This is a genomic window from Corynebacterium sp. 11A, from assembly GCF_008930935.1.
Classification (GTDB): domain Bacteria; phylum Actinomycetota; class Actinomycetes; order Mycobacteriales; family Mycobacteriaceae; genus Corynebacterium; species Corynebacterium megadyptis.
Genome location: NZ_PQMR01000008.1, coordinates 38,869 through 54,590, shown reverse-complemented (window position 1 = coordinate 54,590; position 15,722 = coordinate 38,869). Strand labels below are relative to the sequence as shown.

Annotated in this window: 19 protein-coding genes, 2 tRNA genes and 1 other RNA gene; 14 read left to right on the top strand and 8 right to left on the bottom strand. The window is 62.4% G+C overall.

Annotated elements, in window-relative coordinates; all coding sequences use genetic code 11:
- Window positions 1-6: 6 nt before the first annotated feature.
- Together GBB18_RS07265 and GBB18_RS07260 are read left to right on the top strand one after the other, a co-directional pair.
- Window positions 7-1,191: a DNA polymerase III subunit delta' gene (locus tag GBB18_RS07265; RefSeq protein ID WP_151641230.1), complete on the top strand. Its 1,185-nt coding sequence runs from the start codon at window positions 7-9 to the stop codon at window positions 1,189-1,191.
- An 83-nt stretch (window positions 1,192-1,274) separates the two neighbouring features.
- Window positions 1,275-1,350 (top strand) — tRNA-Thr (locus GBB18_RS07260).
- Between the two features lie 51 nt (window positions 1,351-1,401).
- Here the strand turns inward: GBB18_RS07260 and GBB18_RS07255 are convergent.
- Entirely contained in the window at window positions 1,402-1,557 is a 156-nt protein-coding gene (locus tag GBB18_RS07255; protein WP_151641229.1) for a DUF4357 domain-containing protein, read from the bottom strand.
- Window positions 1,558-2,057: 500 nt separating this feature from the next.
- Between GBB18_RS07255 and GBB18_RS07250 the strand changes: the two genes are divergently transcribed.
- From GBB18_RS07250 to GBB18_RS07230, 5 genes are all read left to right on the top strand, one after another.
- Complete coding sequence (locus GBB18_RS07250) at window positions 2,058-2,510, top strand: hypothetical protein (protein WP_151641228.1); 453 nt, start codon at window positions 2,058-2,060, stop codon at window positions 2,508-2,510.
- A 144-nt stretch (window positions 2,511-2,654) separates the two neighbouring features.
- A complete protein-coding gene (locus GBB18_RS07245) occupies window positions 2,655-2,975 on the top strand; it encodes a PadR family transcriptional regulator (protein WP_151549662.1) in 321 nt (106 codons plus the stop codon).
- 9 nt (window positions 2,976-2,984) lie between these two features.
- Window positions 2,985-3,689, top strand: a complete 705-nt coding sequence (locus GBB18_RS07240) for a DUF5808 domain-containing protein (RefSeq protein ID WP_151641227.1) — start codon at window positions 2,985-2,987, stop codon at window positions 3,687-3,689.
- A gap of 71 nt (window positions 3,690-3,760) precedes the next feature.
- Entirely contained in the window at window positions 3,761-4,282 is a 522-nt protein-coding gene (locus tag GBB18_RS07235) for a pyridoxamine 5'-phosphate oxidase family protein (RefSeq protein WP_151549660.1), read from the top strand.
- Between the two features lie 33 nt (window positions 4,283-4,315).
- Window positions 4,316-5,527, top strand: coding sequence for an FAD-dependent oxidoreductase (locus tag GBB18_RS07230; RefSeq protein ID WP_151641226.1), 1,212 nt, complete (start codon window positions 4,316-4,318; stop codon window positions 5,525-5,527).
- 58 nt (window positions 5,528-5,585) lie between these two features.
- On the opposite strand, the gene ffs is transcribed toward GBB18_RS07230, so the two are convergent.
- An RNA gene (ffs, locus tag GBB18_RS07225) (signal recognition particle sRNA small type) lies at window positions 5,586-5,680 on the bottom strand.
- 191 nt (window positions 5,681-5,871) lie between these two features.
- Here ffs and GBB18_RS07220 point away from each other — a divergent pair.
- Window positions 5,872-5,960: transfer RNA gene (locus GBB18_RS07220), tRNA-Ser, on the top strand.
- Between the two features lie 75 nt (window positions 5,961-6,035).
- Here GBB18_RS07220 and GBB18_RS07215 read toward each other — a convergent pair.
- The 5 genes from GBB18_RS07215 to GBB18_RS07195 form a co-directional block, all read right to left on the bottom strand.
- The gene (locus GBB18_RS07215; RefSeq protein ID WP_151641225.1) at window positions 6,036-6,818 is read right to left on the bottom strand and encodes an ABC transporter permease; all 783 of its coding nucleotides are present in this window, start codon (window positions 6,816-6,818) and stop codon (window positions 6,036-6,038) included.
- On the bottom strand, window positions 6,818-7,651 hold the full coding sequence (locus GBB18_RS07210; RefSeq protein ID WP_151641224.1) for an ABC transporter ATP-binding protein: 834 nt from the start codon (window positions 7,649-7,651) through the stop codon (window positions 6,818-6,820). Before GBB18_RS07210 ends, GBB18_RS07215 begins: the two co-directional genes overlap by 1 nt.
- A 6-nt stretch (window positions 7,652-7,657) precedes the next feature.
- Complete coding sequence (locus GBB18_RS07205) at window positions 7,658-7,987, bottom strand: hypothetical protein (RefSeq protein WP_151549657.1); 330 nt, start codon at window positions 7,985-7,987, stop codon at window positions 7,658-7,660.
- Between the two features lie 210 nt (window positions 7,988-8,197).
- Window positions 8,198-8,707: a hypothetical protein gene (locus GBB18_RS07200; protein ID WP_151549656.1), complete on the bottom strand. Its 510-nt coding sequence runs from the start codon at window positions 8,705-8,707 to the stop codon at window positions 8,198-8,200.
- A 29-nt stretch (window positions 8,708-8,736) separates the two neighbouring features.
- On the bottom strand, window positions 8,737-9,429 hold the full coding sequence (locus tag GBB18_RS07195) for a fasciclin domain-containing protein (RefSeq protein ID WP_151641223.1): 693 nt from the start codon (window positions 9,427-9,429) through the stop codon (window positions 8,737-8,739).
- Between the two features lie 124 nt (window positions 9,430-9,553).
- On the opposite strand from GBB18_RS07195, the gene GBB18_RS07190 reads away from it, so the two are divergent.
- The 5 genes from GBB18_RS07190 to gluQRS all read left to right on the top strand — a co-directional run bounded on the left by GBB18_RS07190 (window position 9,554) and on the right by gluQRS (window position 13,905).
- Complete coding sequence (locus GBB18_RS07190; RefSeq protein ID WP_192795965.1) at window positions 9,554-10,108, top strand: sigma-70 family RNA polymerase sigma factor; 555 nt, start codon at window positions 9,554-9,556, stop codon at window positions 10,106-10,108.
- Complete coding sequence (locus GBB18_RS07185; RefSeq protein ID WP_151549653.1) at window positions 10,105-10,785, top strand: anti-sigma factor; 681 nt, start codon at window positions 10,105-10,107, stop codon at window positions 10,783-10,785. Before GBB18_RS07190 ends, GBB18_RS07185 begins: the two co-directional genes overlap by 4 nt.
- 224 nt (window positions 10,786-11,009) lie before the next feature.
- The gene (locus tag GBB18_RS07180; protein WP_192795970.1) at window positions 11,010-12,263 is read left to right on the top strand and encodes an aminotransferase class I/II-fold pyridoxal phosphate-dependent enzyme; all 1,254 of its coding nucleotides are present in this window, start codon (window positions 11,010-11,012) and stop codon (window positions 12,261-12,263) included.
- A 138-nt stretch (window positions 12,264-12,401) separates the two neighbouring features.
- Window positions 12,402-12,992, top strand: coding sequence for a suppressor of fused domain protein (locus GBB18_RS07175; protein WP_192795964.1), 591 nt, complete (start codon window positions 12,402-12,404; stop codon window positions 12,990-12,992).
- On the top strand, window positions 12,970-13,905 hold the full coding sequence (gene gluQRS / locus GBB18_RS07170) for a tRNA glutamyl-Q(34) synthetase GluQRS (RefSeq protein WP_151641220.1): 936 nt from the start codon (window positions 12,970-12,972) through the stop codon (window positions 13,903-13,905). The genes GBB18_RS07175 and gluQRS overlap by 23 nt, the downstream gene beginning before the upstream one ends.
- Here the strand turns inward: gluQRS and GBB18_RS07165 are convergent.
- Window positions 13,889-14,536 (bottom strand): DedA family protein, encoded by a 648-nt coding sequence (locus tag GBB18_RS07165; protein ID WP_151529367.1) that lies wholly within the window; start codon window positions 14,534-14,536, stop codon window positions 13,889-13,891. The genes gluQRS and GBB18_RS07165 overlap by 17 nt on opposite strands.
- A 176-nt stretch (window positions 14,537-14,712) precedes the next feature.
- On the opposite strand from GBB18_RS07165, the gene GBB18_RS07160 reads away from it, so the two are divergent.
- Complete coding sequence (locus tag GBB18_RS07160) at window positions 14,713-15,648, top strand: GDP-mannose 4,6-dehydratase (RefSeq protein WP_151641219.1); 936 nt, start codon at window positions 14,713-14,715, stop codon at window positions 15,646-15,648.
- Window positions 15,649-15,722 lie beyond the last annotated feature (74 nt).

The following is a 15,722-nucleotide window of genomic DNA, read 5'->3' as shown; positions in this document are numbered from 1 at the left end:
TTTGTCGTGAGCTCCGAAGTATTCAACCGCCTCGCTGGGGCGACGAGTGTGACACGGGCGCTTGTCGACGCCGCCTCGCACCCCGAGCACATGACCCATGCGTGGCTCCTCACTGGCCCACCCGGATCTGGACGATCAGTGGCCGCTCGAGCTTTTGCCGCCGCGCTCGTCTGTGACACCCCAGGCGGCTATGGCTGTGGGCAGTGCGAGGGCTGCCGGATGGTATTCGCCGATACCCACCCCGATGTGTTCCACCTCGTGCCCGAGGGCGTGGTGATCCCCGTGGCCCAGGTCCGCGACCGCATCATCCCGCTGGCCAATACCTCGCCCACCCACGGGCGGTGGCGCGTGATCATCATCGAAGACGCCGACCGTCTCGGATCGGAGTCCTCCAATGCCTTGCTGAAGACTGTGGAGGAGCCGCCGGAGCGCACCGTCATGATCTTCTGCGCGCCCTCCACCGACCCCGAGGACTTCTCGGTGACGCTGCGCTCGCGCTGCCGCCACCTCTATATCCCCATGCCCAGCCCCGAGGACGTGGCCGAACTACTGATTAGGGAAGGAGTGGCCAACGAGCAGGCCGCGCACCTAGCGGCGGCAGCCTCCAGCGGGCACATCGGCCGCGCTCGGCACCTCGCCACCGACACCCAGGCGCAGAAACGACGGGCACGAGTGCTGCAGCTCGCGGAACTCGTCAACCACGGCTCCAGTGCCTTCCAAGACGTGGCGGCGCTGGTGAAAGTGATCGAAGACGAAACCGAGAGCACCCTCGCCGCCCACAATGAAAAGGAAACAGACGAGCTGAAGCAGTCCCTCGGCATGGGCTCGCGGGGCAAGGGAACCGCCGCGGCGCTGCGGGGCAGCAGGGGCGAGCTGAAAGAGCTCGAAAAGCAGCAGAAGCGGCGCCGGACCCGCTCCACCCAGGATGCGCTCGATCTGGCTCTCACCGACCTCGCTGGACTGTATAGGGATGCGATCATTGTGGCGAGCGCGGCGTCGACAAGCCTGACGCACCCAGATTTTGCGGGACTCTCGCGCGATCTCGCCGAACAGGTGGGGGTGGCGGGGCTGCTGCGCTGCATCGATGCGATTGCGGAATGCCGGGAGATGCTGACATTTAATGTGCGCCCCACGGTGGCGTTGGATGCGATGATCGGGAAATTCCGGCTGGCGTATGGGGTGGAGCAGTAGCCGACGGGCGGATTTAGGAATGTGCGCTGTGGTGCGCTACACTTCCAGTCGGTAATGGCGACGCCTCTGGCGTCGTGATACCGGCCGCCTTAGCTCAGTCGGTAGAGCATCTCACTCGTAATGAGAAGGTCGCGAGTTCGATTCTCGCAGGCGGCTCCACTGAAAAAGCAGGTCAGTCCCACTTTCCGGGAAAGGAAGGTGGGGCTTTTCTTATGGCTGGTGGCGTCGACCTGCGGTGGTGGTCGTTTCTTGCCCCTCCTCCCAATCGCCCAGGGTCTGTCTTGTCTCCGTCTTCCAGAGGGTCCGCCCATTCGCGGATACCCAGCCAGAGACGATGGCCCCGGCGGCGGAAGGGGAGGTGAACACGACGTTTTCACTAGCTGGACTAGATCCGGTGTGGGGCCGGGTCTGGAGGTTTCCACGATCGTCGCATGCAGGGCTTGGCGGTTGGTGAATTGTTTCCTCGTCGAATCGGACCAAGCGGGGTTGTCCTTCATGGCCGCGGGGATGATGGAGCCTGCCAAGAGAGTGAACTCGCCATCGATGAGCTGTGCTTGGGCGTCGGCCCCTTTCCGGTTTCTAAAGTAGAAGACGGGGCTGTCTGAAGACTCAGCGGCTTCATCAGTCGGCGCAGGAGCGACTGGGGCAGTGGACCCCTCGGGGATCGTCAGTGGGGTGGTGCGGCCTCGGAAGATATCGAAGCCGAGAACCGGCATGAGAATCCGTATCTGGGTGATGAAGTACTGCATGTCGGATTGATCAGCCTCGGGCAGGGCAGCTCCGCCGGTCGGGGAGACACTGTTGTAAAGGGAGATCCGACCGATGGACTTAGCGAGTGTGATCAGCTCCGACTCGAGGTACCTCACGTGGGCCTTGGTGAGGTTCATGTCCTTGGACGTGATGATGACGACGTCTTCCCAGAAGTCCTTGCGGGCGTTGTGATTCTCCAGCCGTTTGATGACATTGTCGCCCTCGCCGATATAGGCGGCCCGCTCACCGTCCTCATTAGTGCCGAAGAGGACGTAAACGCCAGTTCTTTGGGCTTCCTCACGATTCTTCAGCCGAGCGAGGTCCTTGCGGCGTGCTCGGAGCATGTGCCCAGTCCAGTTGAGAATCTCGGCGGTCATCAGCCCGCCGACGGTGCCGTCGACGAGGTAGAGACGAACTTGCTTGCCATTCATCGAAGCATCCTCCGATTTTTATCCCAGCCGGATTCGGTACAGGCTCTCCAGGGGCTCTGGCGGGGCTGGGGTTGCGTACAGATCTGTTGTATAAGCCTATCGGGACGCGAAGCGGAGCGGACTCTCCTCCGCCAGTGACAAGAGTTGATTGGGTGGAGTGCCCAGTGGACAGGGGGCCGAGCTGAGCACAATCGCTGTGGCACAGGCGCAGGGGTTTCTTGGTGGGTGTCTTTTCGGCAGCTACTGTGTATGACACGCTACTAGGTTGGGCGAGGGGGCTATATGGCGGAATCGCAATTGCGCAAGGGAGCTATCGAGCTGGTTGTGCTTGGGCTGCTGCAGGAACGAGCATCCTATGGCGGCGAGGTGCTCGAGCGGCTGCGCGTGGAGGCGGGCCTCGAGGTCTCCTCCGGCACGGTCTATCCGCTGCTCGCTCGACTCCGCAAAACCGGAATGGTGGGCACCTCGTGGGAGGAGTCTCCTATAGGGCCGCCGCGCAAAATCTATGAGCTCACCACTTCTGGGCGCACCCGCCTCGTGCAGCTGGCAGAGGAATGGGAGCAGCTCGCGGCGGCGGTGGCGGCAACAACACGGAAGGCATGAGTGAGCACAATGAACTGGTGGACTCTCGACGAGGATGGGCAGCGGCGCGTGTGTGGGCTGCCGGTGTCCTCGTTCTGGGCGGGGGATCGAGATGCGGTGCTCGATAACTTCGAGCCGGAAAATCCGCGTCTGTGTGTGCCCCGCACCTTGGGGTTGGGCTGGGATCTCAACCTCGGGGCGGTGGCGGTGAAAGCGGGTTGGATTCGCCCCGATGATTCCTTGCCGGATCTCGCCGAGCATATTCCTGCTAGGTGGCGTCGCGTGCTGCAGCTCGGGCCGCGTATCGGCGGTCTTGGCGTGGTTGCTGGCGCCCTCGCGGTGGCGAGTCTCAAGACGGCGCCCGTCCAGTGGTCGCTGGGTGGCCAGCCGAAGAAATGGGGTCCAGGGATCGTGGCGGCGGCCCTGCCGGCGGGGATCGTCGGTGTTATCGCAGTGCTGCCGCAGCTGACGGGACGCCGCGGCTCGGAGGCACCTCAGGAGGCAGATCTCTCGCAGGCGTTCTCGGTGGCCTCGCGGGCGGAGCTATGTGGTGCACAAGTCATGGCACTGCTAGCGCTGCATGCCACGTTCTGGTCGGCGCTTCGGCCCGAGCGACGCCAGATTGTGGGTGCAGCTGCGCCGTGGGCGTGGCCGGTGATCAGCGGTGGGCTCAAGATCGCGTGTGTGCGCAGCGCCTTGACGGCGCTCGATGCCCAGCTGCGGGAGGCGGACTGAACTGGGCTGAGAGGTTGGCCATCCATCCCCAGCCCGCGTCGGCAGTGCCGAATGACGCCTAGGATGGCCCTATGAGTGCTACACACACATCACAATCCACCCCTGACTCCACCGATCGCGCTGCACAGCAGCGGCGCACAGTGCGCGAGCTCATCCGCTCGGCGCGTTTTGCCATGGTCACCACCACGGATAGCGCTGGGTCGTTGGTGTCTCGTCCCATGACGGTCCAGGCGGTCCGCGACAACGGCGAGATCGTATTTATCCTGCCCCAAGAGGGCGATACCGCCCAGCAGGCAGATGGGGCGCAGGTGAATCTGGCCTTCAACGATGACATGTCTTTCGTCTCCGTTGCAGGAGTGGGCGAGATTTCCCACGACACCGAGCTGCTCGCCGAGCTCTGGGGCCCGGGCACCGATGCTTTTTCGGAGGAGGGCGAACACCCCGAGAACACCGACAAGGTGGTTCTGATCGTGCGTGGCGAGTCCGCCCAGTACTGGGAAAGCCCCTCGCGCCCCTCCCTGATGGTTCGGACATTTACTGGTCTCGTCTCCGATGAGCGTCCCTCGGGCGATAGCGGCACCGTCGAGCTCTAGATTCCTTTCCCCAATCCTAGGAGCACACCGCCTATGACCACCTATGATGTCATCGTTATTGGCGCCGGCGTGGCCGGTTTGGCCGCTGCCCGCGCCGTGCAGGATAACGGCCACAGCGTCATCGTCCTCGAGGCGAGCGATCGCCTCGGCGGCCGCATCACGACCGAGGAGGTCGATGGCTTCCTCGTCGACCGCGGCTTCCAAATCTTAAACCCCGCCTACCGTCACCTGCGCGCCAGCATCGACATCACGCGGCTCGGGCTGCGTTCTTTCCCCCGCGCGCTACGGGTGCGCACCGAGTCCGACCTAGTGGAGCTCAACGATCCCACGCGCCGGCTGCAGGCGCTGCCCGCCGTGCTGAAATCTGGCTTGGTGGCCAAGGAGGATCTCGCAGCGTTGCGCCTGTTGAAGGGGATTCCCAGCGCCGATACCACGCGCGCCGAGGCCTTCGATAAGGCCGGTTTTAGTGGCGCTTTACGACGCCACGTTCTCGATCCTTTCCTCGCTGGCGTGGTGGCAGAACGAGAGGGCAGTACCTCCTTTAGGCACACCGCGTGGCTGCTGTCGATGTTCATGGCCGGTACTCCTGGCCTGCCGAGCGGCGGCATGCGCACCCTGCCGCGCATCATGGCTGAGGGCCTAGATGTGCGGTTGAACCAGCCGGTGAGCCGAATCGATACCACCACTGCCACCGTGTGGGTGGGAGAGACAGAGCTGCACGCGCGCAGCATTGTGCTCGCTGCTGGACTGGAGTCCTCGGCTGAGTTGATGGGTACTGATACCCCAGCGATGCATGGCACGCGCACCTTCTGGTTCGCCGCCGATGAGGCCCCCAGTGATACCGCTGCGGTGCATATCGACGGGCGCGGCACCTCCGGAGAATATGGACCTGTGACCACGACCTGCGTGGTGAGCCATGTCGCGCCCGAGTATGCGCCGGACGGCCAGCATCTCATTGCCGCGCTGACGCTCAGCGATGATACCGAGCCGAGCGAGGAGGATACGCGCCGCCACCTGGGTGAGATCTACGGGGTGGACACCACCGCGTGGCGCTGTGTGGCCACCCACGATGTGCCCGATACTCTGCCCGCCGTGGCCCCTGGCGAGCCGGGCGGCGACCGCGCGCTGCGGCATGAATTGGTGGTGGCCTGCGGCGATCAATTCGGCAATGCGTCCACAGATGGCGCTATCGCCTCCGGCCAGGCGGCCGCGGAGATCGTGGAGGATATTCTCGCCACTCAGTAGTGCGGAGCGGCGTGCTCGTGGCGTCGATAAGCGGCGCCGGGAACCTACCCCAGAAACAATAAAGGGATCCCACGCACCCGTCAGAGCTCGCTGACCCTTGCTGCATTCCTGCCCTGGGGGAGTTCACAAGATGGACGCCGCGTGGAATCCGTGTACTACTGTAGCAATAGCCAAGCGTGAGAAGCAATAAGGTAGGCGATCTCGGCGGGCTCTGGGGCGACCGGCGCGCTGGGCTGCTGGTTGAGCGGCGAAAAGAGGGCGGCTGACAAGGCGTTTTTGGGTTTGTGGTCGAGTGTGTGTAGTGTATCTAGCGAACAGAGGCGCTCTGCGCTTGTGTTTGGCATGGAGGATTCGACTAGCGGCCTATGTCACACGCCTGGAACGCGTGCGGGGTTCACGCCCCTCGTGGGTTCAAATCCCACATCCTCCGCCACTGACAAATCTCCCGACGCATCCTGATAGATGCGCCGGGAGATTTTTTATGTCCTTCAGTGGGGCGGCGCGGTGCTTAACCGAGCTCGCAGCGGTTGAATCTGTAGATTCCCCACAGGAACACCACGAGCACTAGGCTCAGTGAGCTCCCCACGGGAATCAGCCAGGCCTCTACCGCGTCCTGGCTCGAGATCTCAGTGCTCAGGCGCGACAGGCCCAGTGGGCTATAGGCGGCGATTCTGTCGAATGTCCCGCCGATTGCAATGAGAAGATAGAGTCCGACTCCGGCCAGCACCGGGGCTCCGATACCTGGTTTTAGTGTTGTGACGAGGAGCTGGACTGCGCTGATGAGCGTCATTTCTAGGCCCCACACCAGGCTGGCAATGAGGACCGGGAAATAGGGTGCACCAGAAAACACCAGTGTGGTACCCGCCCACGTGAATGTCGCCCCGATGATCGCGTAAGCAAAGATGGCGCACCACGTAGAGATAGCCCCCGTCGCTAGGTAGTAGGAACGTCGCAGGTTCTTCGTCAGAATAAAAGGGATATCGCCGTTGCTGCTCAGGTGTGCGTATCCGAGTGCGTTGATGGTGAGTAGCCCGAGCGTGATGATTTGCGCCAGGTTTTTCATCCATCCTGCATAGGCGTGGTGCCACGATGGTTCAGGCATCGTGGCGGCCAGAAGCTCGGTCATCTCTGGCCCAGCCAGACTGCTCATGATCTCGGGCATATGCGAGCTAATCACGCCCTGGGTGCCTGCCATCGCCACGATGAGCGCGAGCATCACCCACGTGCTGGTTGAGCGCAGTAGCCGCACACCGTGGTAGCGCCATAGGGGCAGTAGCTGCTGAGACGCCATCACTGCTCCTCCTTTCCCTTGGTGAGGCGTGCGTAGAAGTGCTCGAGTCCCTGGTGCTGCGGTTCGATGCGTGACTGCGGGTCGATTGCGTGAATGGCTGCGGCGATGCGCTCGGCGTGCTCGGCGCGGGTGCTGAGGGCAAAGTGTGCCTGCGGCAACCCGTGTGATTCGAGGAGTTCGTCGATCTGCCCCTGGGCGAGAAGCCGGCCGCGATGGAGCACTCCAAGGTGGGTGGATACTTTTTCGACATCAGCCAGAATGTGGGAGGAAAACATGATGGTTGCGTGCCCTCTGAGCGCCTTAATGATCGCCAGCACGTCCGCACGCCCCATGGGGTCCAGGGCGCTGGTGGGCTCATCCATGATCAGCAAGGTCGGTGCAGTAATCAGTGCCGCGGCGATCCCTAGACGTTGCTTCATTCCTCTCGAGAACGCGCCGACTGTGCCCGGCGCATGTGCCAGCCCTACGAGTTCTAGTAGCTCAGTAGCTCTGTGCGACGCCACCTCCGATGGCACATTATCGAGGCGGGCAAGTGTGATGAGGGCGTCTGTGGCGCCGAGCCACGGACTGAGTTGTGGCACATCGGGAAGATACGAGACCCCTCCTCGTGGTGTGGGCGGCAACGTGCCGCGAGGAGTGCCCAGCACCGTGGCCTGCCCGCTGCTGGCAGCGGCAAGGCCTAATAGGATCCGGATCGTGGTGGTCTTTCCGGCCCCATTCGCCCCGACGAAGCCATAAACAGCGCCCCGTGGTACCCGCAGCTCCACGTCTGTGAGCACGCGGTGGCTGCCGTAGTTTTTGCACAGCTTCGTCGTCGTTATTGCCCATTCCATGGTGGTTTATTCCTTATATACACCGTCGATCACAGACGAGACGCCCGTGCCGTGGTCACGTGGTTGCTGTTTCTGGGCGCGATGGAAACGCTCCTGTTCAGCCATCGCCCGCTCTTCCCTGATGTGCATGATGAGGAACACAACAGGGCCGAGAAGCTGTCCCATAAGGATGATGGCTGTCCAGATCGAGCGAGGCAGCCCAGCGATACGCTCGCGCTTATCTTTCCAGAGCCGGAGCAGGGCCCACACCATCGCGCCGAGCTGGCACACGATGAGAAGGGCGAGAAGGACCAGCAGGTACGTGGGCAGATCCTGCACAGCGTCGAATGTGTTCATGATGTCCTCATTGTTCTTCTGGAATGTACTTGCCGTACATAGTAGCTTGTAATACATACTAGCAGGCGGCAAGCGACTCGCACCGCGATTGTATGCGGCGAGCGGCGAGGCGGTGGCGGCATCTTTGTGCCCGCGACGAGAAGCTCCCCTGAACCGAGACAGGACTAATCCCCCGCAGGATACGTCCTGCGGGGGATTGAAGGCGTCAGCTTAACGCAGCGTCAACGGGGTGGTAGCGGTGCCGTCGTTGAAGTGGATGACCTGGGTGCTGCCGTCGATGTTGGGGTAGGCGGCGCAGCCTGTGAGGGTTTGGAAGTCACCAGCGAAACCGGCTTGGCCATCGCAGACCACCGGGGTGGTGCCGTCGATCGTGACCATGGTGTCGGGGCCAGCGATGCCGATGGCGAGGCCCGGCTGAACGCCGTGGGCCTCTACTACTGCACCCTCGCCTACAGCGATAGCGGCGGGGCCGGAGAAGTTGGAGGCGTGGGCGGTAGCGGAGCCATTGAGCACGGAGATGCCGAGGGCGATGGCGTCATCAGCCTTGGCGTGAGCGTGGCCATTCTCAACATCCCACTGGGGAAGAGCACCAGCGACGTTAAAGCCCGGGAGGGTGGGCTGGAGGGCATCCTCGAGGGTGCCGGCCTGGGCAGCGGCCGGAGCGAGAATCATGGAGCCACCCAATACGGTCATGGCAGCAAATTTGGTGAAGCGTTTCATAGAAGTTTCTCCTTTGAGAGGGTGAAAAATTACTTGTTCGGTATCAGGACGGTGTCGATGATGTAGACCCGAGCGTTCTCGGTGGGCACATTTCCACAGCCCACGGTGGCGTCATTGGCCATCATTGGATCACCGTCGGTGACGGTCAGCATTGAGCCTTCAACGGTGGAGTGCTCGCCTACGACCGCATTCATGTCGGCCTGGCCTTCAACAACGTGGTAGGTGAGAATGCTGGTCAGCATGTCGGAGTTGGTCTTCAGCTCTTCGATGGTTGCTGGGTCAAGCTTCTCGAAAGCGTCGTTGGTCGGGGCAAAAATGGTCCATTCCCCGCCTTGTATCGTGCTGACGAGATTGACATCTGGGTTGAGTTCTCCAGTCAGTGCTGCGGTGAGCGTGGAAAGCTCGGGAATATTCGGCAGCGCCTCGACTATGTTCTGGCCGGCGATGACCTCGAGGGAGGCGGGGCCGTCCGGGTGGGCGTCGGCATATGCCTGGCATAGCGGGCCGCGCGGAGCGTCGGATGCAGCCTCTGTCTCAGCTTCGGTCTCAGCCTCAGCCTCGCTGGAAGGGCTGTCCTCAGAGCTGGCCATGCTGGAGGTGCTGGAGGTGCTGTCCTTTGCCTCAGCGCTATCGGAGTCATCGGCGGTACAGCCGCTGAGCATAATCCCGGTGGCGCCGAGAATAGCGGCTGCGGTGAAAATTGGGTGGCGATTAAGTTGCATATAAATCCACTTCGTTGTTTTGAAAACAGGCAACTATTTTGTTGCCCTCACAAAGTGTTCGGAGCCAAAGAGGGATCGGGTGGGTGTCGCTCGAAATATTCTTTTCGTGTGTAGGCTTGGCCCTGTGCCTAACGTTAAATCTCACCTCGACGCTTTGCTCGAGGCCACCTCGCGGGGGGACGTACAGGCTTTTGAGCAACTTTTTGCACTTCTGCATAAGCGCGTCTACGGACTAACGCTTCGCATTCTCACTGACCGCAATTTGGCGGAAGACGCCGCTCACGAAGCATGGCTATCGGTATGGGAAAAGTCCTCGTCATTCGACTCGCATAGAGGATCTGCCGAGGGCTGGGTTCTCGCCATGGCACATCGCCGAGCAGTTGATGTCGTACGCACCCGAGAAGCCCACCATCGCCGTAGCGCTGAATATGCCCAGTCCATGAGCCTAACTCAGTCCGTGGATGCGGCAGATACTCATCTGCTTCGTATTGATGAGCATGCAGAACTAGCCGAGTGTTATGAACAACTCACCCCAAAACAGCGTCAGGCAATTTCTCTAACGTATTTTGAAGGGCTGACGTACCAAGAAGTAGCTGATCTGCTCGGAGCTTCTCATTCGGCGATCAAAACTCGTTTACGAGATGCAATGAAAGCTTTAAGGAGGTGTATGGGCTCATGACTACACAACAACCATCGCGGGAGGAACTAGAGGCGCTGGCCGCCCTCTCGGCCTTAGGGTCGCTGCCGCTCGATGAGCAAAGAAAACTGGGTGTGGCAGATAATGACGAGTTCATTCATCTCCAGCATCAGTATCGAGATGTCCTCGCCGGCCTCAACTCCGATGTCGATATGCCTGATGCCCAGGCTGCGTGGGAGCGCCTGCGCCGAGATATTGCTCCCGTGGCCACGGTGGACACCCAAGCGACTCGACGGCGCCGGCTGCCGCTGTTGCTGGCGAGCGCCAGCGCCGTGGTGGTGCTGGTCATCGGCACTATTACCTTCACCACCATGTATGCCTCCTCCGATCGCTCAGAGACTGAGCAGTCCGAGGTGAGCACTAGTGAACGCCAGGTAGCTGGCGGCACGGTGACTGTGGAGTATGCCCCAGGCGCCGACACGGCGAAGGTGATGTTGCGCGATGTTCCCGCACCGCCACCGGATCAGGCCTATCAGATGTGGCTTGTGGAGGATGCCGGTCCCCGTTCCGTCGGCGTGATGGAATCCGCAGAGGTACTGCCCGAGATGGACGTGGAGCTTGACGGCGTCGCGCAGGCGCAGTCAATCATGATTAGCCAAGAACCTGCGGGTGGATCGACCACTCCATCGATGTCGCTGCTCGACATTGTTTTGCCATAGTTCGCCTCGACGTCGCCACGCGGGCGAGGATGAGACAGCCGACTACCGCGCCCTGCAGGGCTAGAATCCGCTGCTCATCTGTGTGCGATCATAGAAAAACGACAGACCGAGCAGTAGAGTAAGGGCGGAAATGATCGCCCACGACTATCACCTGTGGCGTGACTGACCACGAGAACAACCAGAAATACGGAAGGGCGGGTCGCGACGTGACCGAACTGAAGGATATGAATCAACAGGACTTCGAGGAGATTGCCGCCGATGCGCGCAATCGTTATGAGGAGCTCGTTCAGCGCGACCTGCAGCTGGATCTGACCCGCGGTAAGCCCTCCGCGGAGCAGCTCGACTTCGCGGAAGAGCTGCTGGCTCTGCCTGGGAAGGGCGACTATCGCACCGCCGATGGGGTCGACGTCCGCAACTACGGTGGCCTCAACGGCATCGTCGATATCCGCGAGATCTATGCCGAGCTGCTCGGGCTCGATGTCTCCCAGGTATGCGCCGGCGATTCCTCCAGCCTCAACATCATGTTCGACATCATGAGCTGGACCCACACCTTCGGTAACTGTGATTCCCCGCGCCCGTGGTCGCAGGAGGAGAAGCTGCGCTGGATCTGTGTGGTGCCCGGCTATGACCGCCACTTCTCCATCACCGAGCACTATGGCTTCGAGATGGTGACCGTGCCCATGCTCGAGGACGGCCCGGACATGGATGCCATTCGCGAGCTGGTGAAGGATCCGAGCGTGAAGGGCATGTGGGCGGTGCCGGTGTTCTCCAACCCCACCGGTGTGACCTTCTCCGAGGATGTGTGCCGAGAGCTCGCCGAGATGGAGACCGCGGCACCTGATTTCCGCATCATGTGGGACAACGCCTATGCGGTGCACGTATTCGATGAATTCCCCGAGAACCACAATGTGCTCGAGATGGCCAAGAAGGCCGGCAACCCCAACCGCTTCTGGTATCTCACCTCCACCTCGAAGGTCACCTTCGCCGGTTCGGGCGTGGCCATCTTCGCCTCCTCCGCCGCCAACCTGGAGTGGTACGCCTCCCACGCAGGTATTCGCGGCATCGGCCCGAACAAGGTGAATCAGCTGGCCCACGCCCGCTATTTCGGCTCTGCTGACGGAGTGCGCGAGGTGATGCGCAAGCATGCCGGCTCTTTGGCGCCGAAGTTCCACAGCGTGCTGGAGATTCTCGAGCAGCGCCTCGGCGGGCTCGGCATCGCCACCTGGACGAAGCCGGAGGGCGGCTACTTCATTTCCCTCGACGTGGTGGATGGCACCGCCTCTCGCGTGGTGGAGCTGGCCAAGGAAGCCGGCATCAAGCTCACCGCCGCTGGATCGACCTTCCCGCTCAAGCAGGACCCCAACGATCGTAATATCCGCCTCGCCCCCTCGATGCCGCCGCTGAATGAGGTCCAAGTAGCAATGGATGGTGTGGCCACCTGTGTGCTGCTCGCCGCGGTAGAAAAGCTCGCGCACTAAATCTTCCTCTGTGCAGGCATCTCCCTCGTTCCCGCAGCGTGCGGGGCGGGGGAGTTGTGCGCTGGGCCGCCGCCAGCAGCTGCGCTTATGCTCGTGCAGATGCCGGTTCGGCTGCGGTGGATGTGTCACACTGGAGGAATGAACACAGCAGAGATCAGTGTCTGGTTTGCACAGCTCTTCCAGCTGGGCGAACAGCCCGAATGGCAGGAATACAGCGTCGCCGGCCATCGCGCCGCCACCTTTTCTTCTGACCATCGGGCCACCGCAGTCACCCTGGATATGTCCACGGTGGATACGGGGCTGCGGGCGGTGGCCCCGCCCGAGGCACAGAACCCGCTGAGCGAGGCAGATATTCGGGTGGAGCTGATTCTGCAGACCACGGATGCCCACCGAGATCAGCTGCACGAGGCGCTGGGCCGCGCCCTAGCGGCGCTGAGTGAGGCCGACTCTCAGGTGACACCCCAGCCGGGTGCCATCCTCGCCGATCTTATGCCGGAGCTGTCCACCCGCCACGGGCTTCTGGTCGCGCCGCAGCTATGGGAGAAGGGCGTGCCCCATCTGTGGGAAGAACCCGAGCAGACCGGGCGCTCTCATGGCCAGCTCACCCTGCCGTTGCAGCTGCTGCTGCTCACGCCGGAGGAGCTGGAGTATGCGATCACATATTCGGCGGAGGAGCTGCAGGAGCAGATGCCGGCCCAAGGGATTGATGTGCATGAGTGGAACCGCTGATGCCCGTATCGGCGGTGCTGGCCGCTACGCGCCGTCGCCAAGCGGAGAACTGCACTTCGGTAATCTGCGCACCGCGCTGATCTCGTGGCTGGTAGCCCGCTCGCACGGGCTGCCTTTTCTGCTGCGGGTTGAGGATGTCGATACCCAGCGCAGCTCGCTGGAGTCGGCGGCGGCGCAGCTGGAGGATCTCGCCCGCCTCGGCCTCGACTGGGATGGGGACGTGCTCTACCAGCACCAGCGTTTTTCCGCCTATGAGCAGGTGGTGGAGGCCCTGCGCGGGCGGGGGCTGGTGTATGAGTGCTATTGCTCGCGCAAGGATATCGCGCATGCGGCCTCGGCACCGCACGCCATCCCCGGCCATTATCCGGGCACCTGCCGTGATCTGGATGAGGATCAGCGTCGTGCGAAGCGGGAGCAGCTCAGCGCCGCAGGTCGGTACCCCGCGCTGCGGCTGCGTAGCGACGCCACCTCCGCCACAGTGGAGGACTATTGGGCCGGCAGCTATCGCGGTGATGTGGATGACTTCGTGCTGCGGCGCGGCGGCCAGGCCCCCGACTGGGCCTATAACCTCGCGGTTGTGGTCGATGATCACTACCAGGGCGTGGGCCATGTGGTGCGCGGCGATGATCTCTTGTCCTCTGCCCCGCGACAGGCCTATCTCGCCAGGCTGCTCGGCTATGAGCCGCCGCTGTATCTGCATGTGCCCTTGGTGCTCAATGAGCAGGGCAAGCGGCTCGCTAAACGCGATGGCGCGGTGACCCTGCGTGAGATGGAGCAGCAGCGATCTACCGCTGATGTGGTGCAGGCGCTCGGTGCATCGCTCGGGGTTCCTGGGGCCCACTCCACGGCGGAGATTCTGGAGCGCTGGGAGTTGGATCAGCTGCCTGCTGAGGCGGTTACTTTTCGCAGTTAGCGGCCTGGGCGGCCGCGGCGGTGGTGTGCTCGGGAAGGTGGCGGGCAAAGCGGTGGCTGAGGCGCTCGACCACGAGGCCTGAGACCACCCCCAGCACCATGCCGGAGACCAAGCCGATCAGCGGCTGCTCCCGAAATACCCAGCCGCCGAGATAGCCGAATAACGTGCCCTGTACTGCCCAAATAATCACCCCGATGGCGTCGAAGAAGGCGAAGCGGGCGTGGGAGTAGTGGCTGGAGCCGAGCATCACGGTGACCACCCAGCGCGCCCCAGGGATGAAGCGTGCGATCACGATAACCGAGGCATCGCGGCGGTAGAGATTATCGTTCACCCAGGTGATGGCCTTCTGCAGGCGGCTGCGCTTACGGAGATACCCCATGGCACGGGTGAGACTGCGGCCTAAAATGAAGCAGATATTATCGCCGATGATCGCCCCAGCGGCGCAGCAGATCATGATGAGGATGAGATGCGGGAAGCCGAAGATACCGGAGTAGGCACCGGCGAGGTTCATGGGCAGCTCGCCGGGGATCACGGGCACGATCGCATCGCCGAGGGTGACGCCCCCGAGCAGCAGATAGATCCAAGGGGAGGCCATCAGTGGCTCCAGCCACTGGAATACGATCTCTTCCACGGTAGGCTGCTCGCCCCCTTTCTCGGACTCGGTGCGCCAGTAAGCGCGGGTGCGGTGGGCACCTCGCGTTCTCCTAGCGAGCTTAGCGCGTGAATAGATTGCCTCCTGCCACGAGGGCGGGCAGCTGCTGGCGGCGGTATCGCGCTTGCGCGCCGAAGAGTACTACGATTTTCAGCATGAACACTCTTGTTACTGGCGGCGCTGGCTTCATCGGCTCCCATTTGGTGGATGCGCTCGTGGCCCGCGGCGATAGCGTGGTTGTGGTGGATAATCTCTCCCATGGCCGACGGGACAACCTGCGCGATGCGCTGGAGACGGGGCAGGTGACACTGCTCGAAGATGATGTGCTCAGCTGTGATTTTCTTGCTGTGTGCAGGGAGTATCGTCCCGAGGTGATCTTCCACTTGGCGGCGCAGATCGACGTGCGTTCCTCGGTGGCTGATCCGGTATTCGATGCCGAGATGAACACCATTTCTACGATCCGGATTGCTGAGGCGGCGCGTCAGACTGGGGTGCGCAAGGTGGTCTACACCTCCTCGGGCGGTGCTATCTATGGCCGCCCGGAGTCCTTCCCCGTCAGCGAGGAGGAGCCGGTGCGCCCGATGTCTCCCTATGCGGCCTCGAAGGTGGGTGGCGAAACCTATCTGAACATGTATCGCCGCCTCTACGGGCTCGACTGCACGCATATCGCCCCGGCGAATGTCTACGGCCCTCGGCAGGATCCCCACGGCGAGGCCGGGGTGGTGGCGATCTTCAGCAAGAATCTGCTGGCCGGTGCCTCCACCGTGGTATTCGGCGAGGGCAGCAATACCCGCGACTATGTGTATGTGGGCGATCTGGTGCGCGCCTTCGTGGCCGCCTCTGGGGAGCAGGGCTCGGGAATGCGCTTCAACATCGGCACCGGGGTGGAAACCACCGACCGAGCCCTCCACAGCCTCGTGGCCCAGGCGGTGGGAGTGGCGGATAAACCCCGCTTCGAGCCGGCCCGGGTGGGCGATGTGCCCCGCTCCTGCCTCGACTCCAGTCGTGCCCAGTCGGTACTCGGCTGGCGGCCTGAGGTGGATGTCGCCGAGGGCATCGCCCGCACGGTGGAGTATTTCCGCAGCCTCTAAGGCGGGGGCTCTGCGTGATAACGCCACCCTCCATCCCCCTGAAACGCTGGGGTGAGGGTGGCGTCGTTAAGCAT

Coding starts and splice junctions, on each gene's coding strand:
- GBB18_RS07245 (WP_151549662.1), top strand. CDS start 2,655: ATGGCGGAATCGCAATTGCGCAAGGGAGCTATCGAGCTGGTTGTGCTT.
- GBB18_RS07240 (WP_151641227.1), top strand. CDS start 2,985: ATGAACTGGTGGACTCTCGACGAGGATGGGCAGCGGCGCGTGTGTGGG.
- GBB18_RS07235 (WP_151549660.1), top strand. CDS start 3,761: ATGAGTGCTACACACACATCACAATCCACCCCTGACTCCACCGATCGC.
- GBB18_RS07230 (WP_151641226.1), top strand. CDS start 4,316: ATGACCACCTATGATGTCATCGTTATTGGCGCCGGCGTGGCCGGTTTG.
- GBB18_RS07215 (WP_151641225.1), bottom strand. CDS start 6,818: ATGGCGTCTCAGCAGCTACTGCCCCTATGGCGCTACCACGGTGTGCGG.
- GBB18_RS07210 (WP_151641224.1), bottom strand. CDS start 7,651: ATGGAATGGGCAATAACGACGACGAAGCTGTGCAAAAACTACGGCAGC.
- GBB18_RS07205 (WP_151549657.1), bottom strand. CDS start 7,987: ATGAACACATTCGACGCTGTGCAGGATCTGCCCACGTACCTGCTGGTC.
- GBB18_RS07200 (WP_151549656.1), bottom strand. CDS start 8,707: ATGAAACGCTTCACCAAATTTGCTGCCATGACCGTATTGGGTGGCTCC.
- GBB18_RS07195 (WP_151641223.1), bottom strand. CDS start 9,429: ATGCAACTTAATCGCCACCCAATTTTCACCGCAGCCGCTATTCTCGGC.
- GBB18_RS07185 (WP_151549653.1), top strand. CDS start 10,105: ATGACTACACAACAACCATCGCGGGAGGAACTAGAGGCGCTGGCCGCC.
- GBB18_RS07180 (WP_192795970.1), top strand. CDS start 11,010: ATGAATCAACAGGACTTCGAGGAGATTGCCGCCGATGCGCGCAATCGT.
- GBB18_RS07175 (WP_192795964.1), top strand. CDS start 12,402: ATGAACACAGCAGAGATCAGTGTCTGGTTTGCACAGCTCTTCCAGCTG.
- gluQRS (WP_151641220.1), top strand. CDS start 12,970: ATGTGCATGAGTGGAACCGCTGATGCCCGTATCGGCGGTGCTGGCCGC.
- GBB18_RS07160 (WP_151641219.1), top strand. CDS start 14,713: ATGAACACTCTTGTTACTGGCGGCGCTGGCTTCATCGGCTCCCATTTG.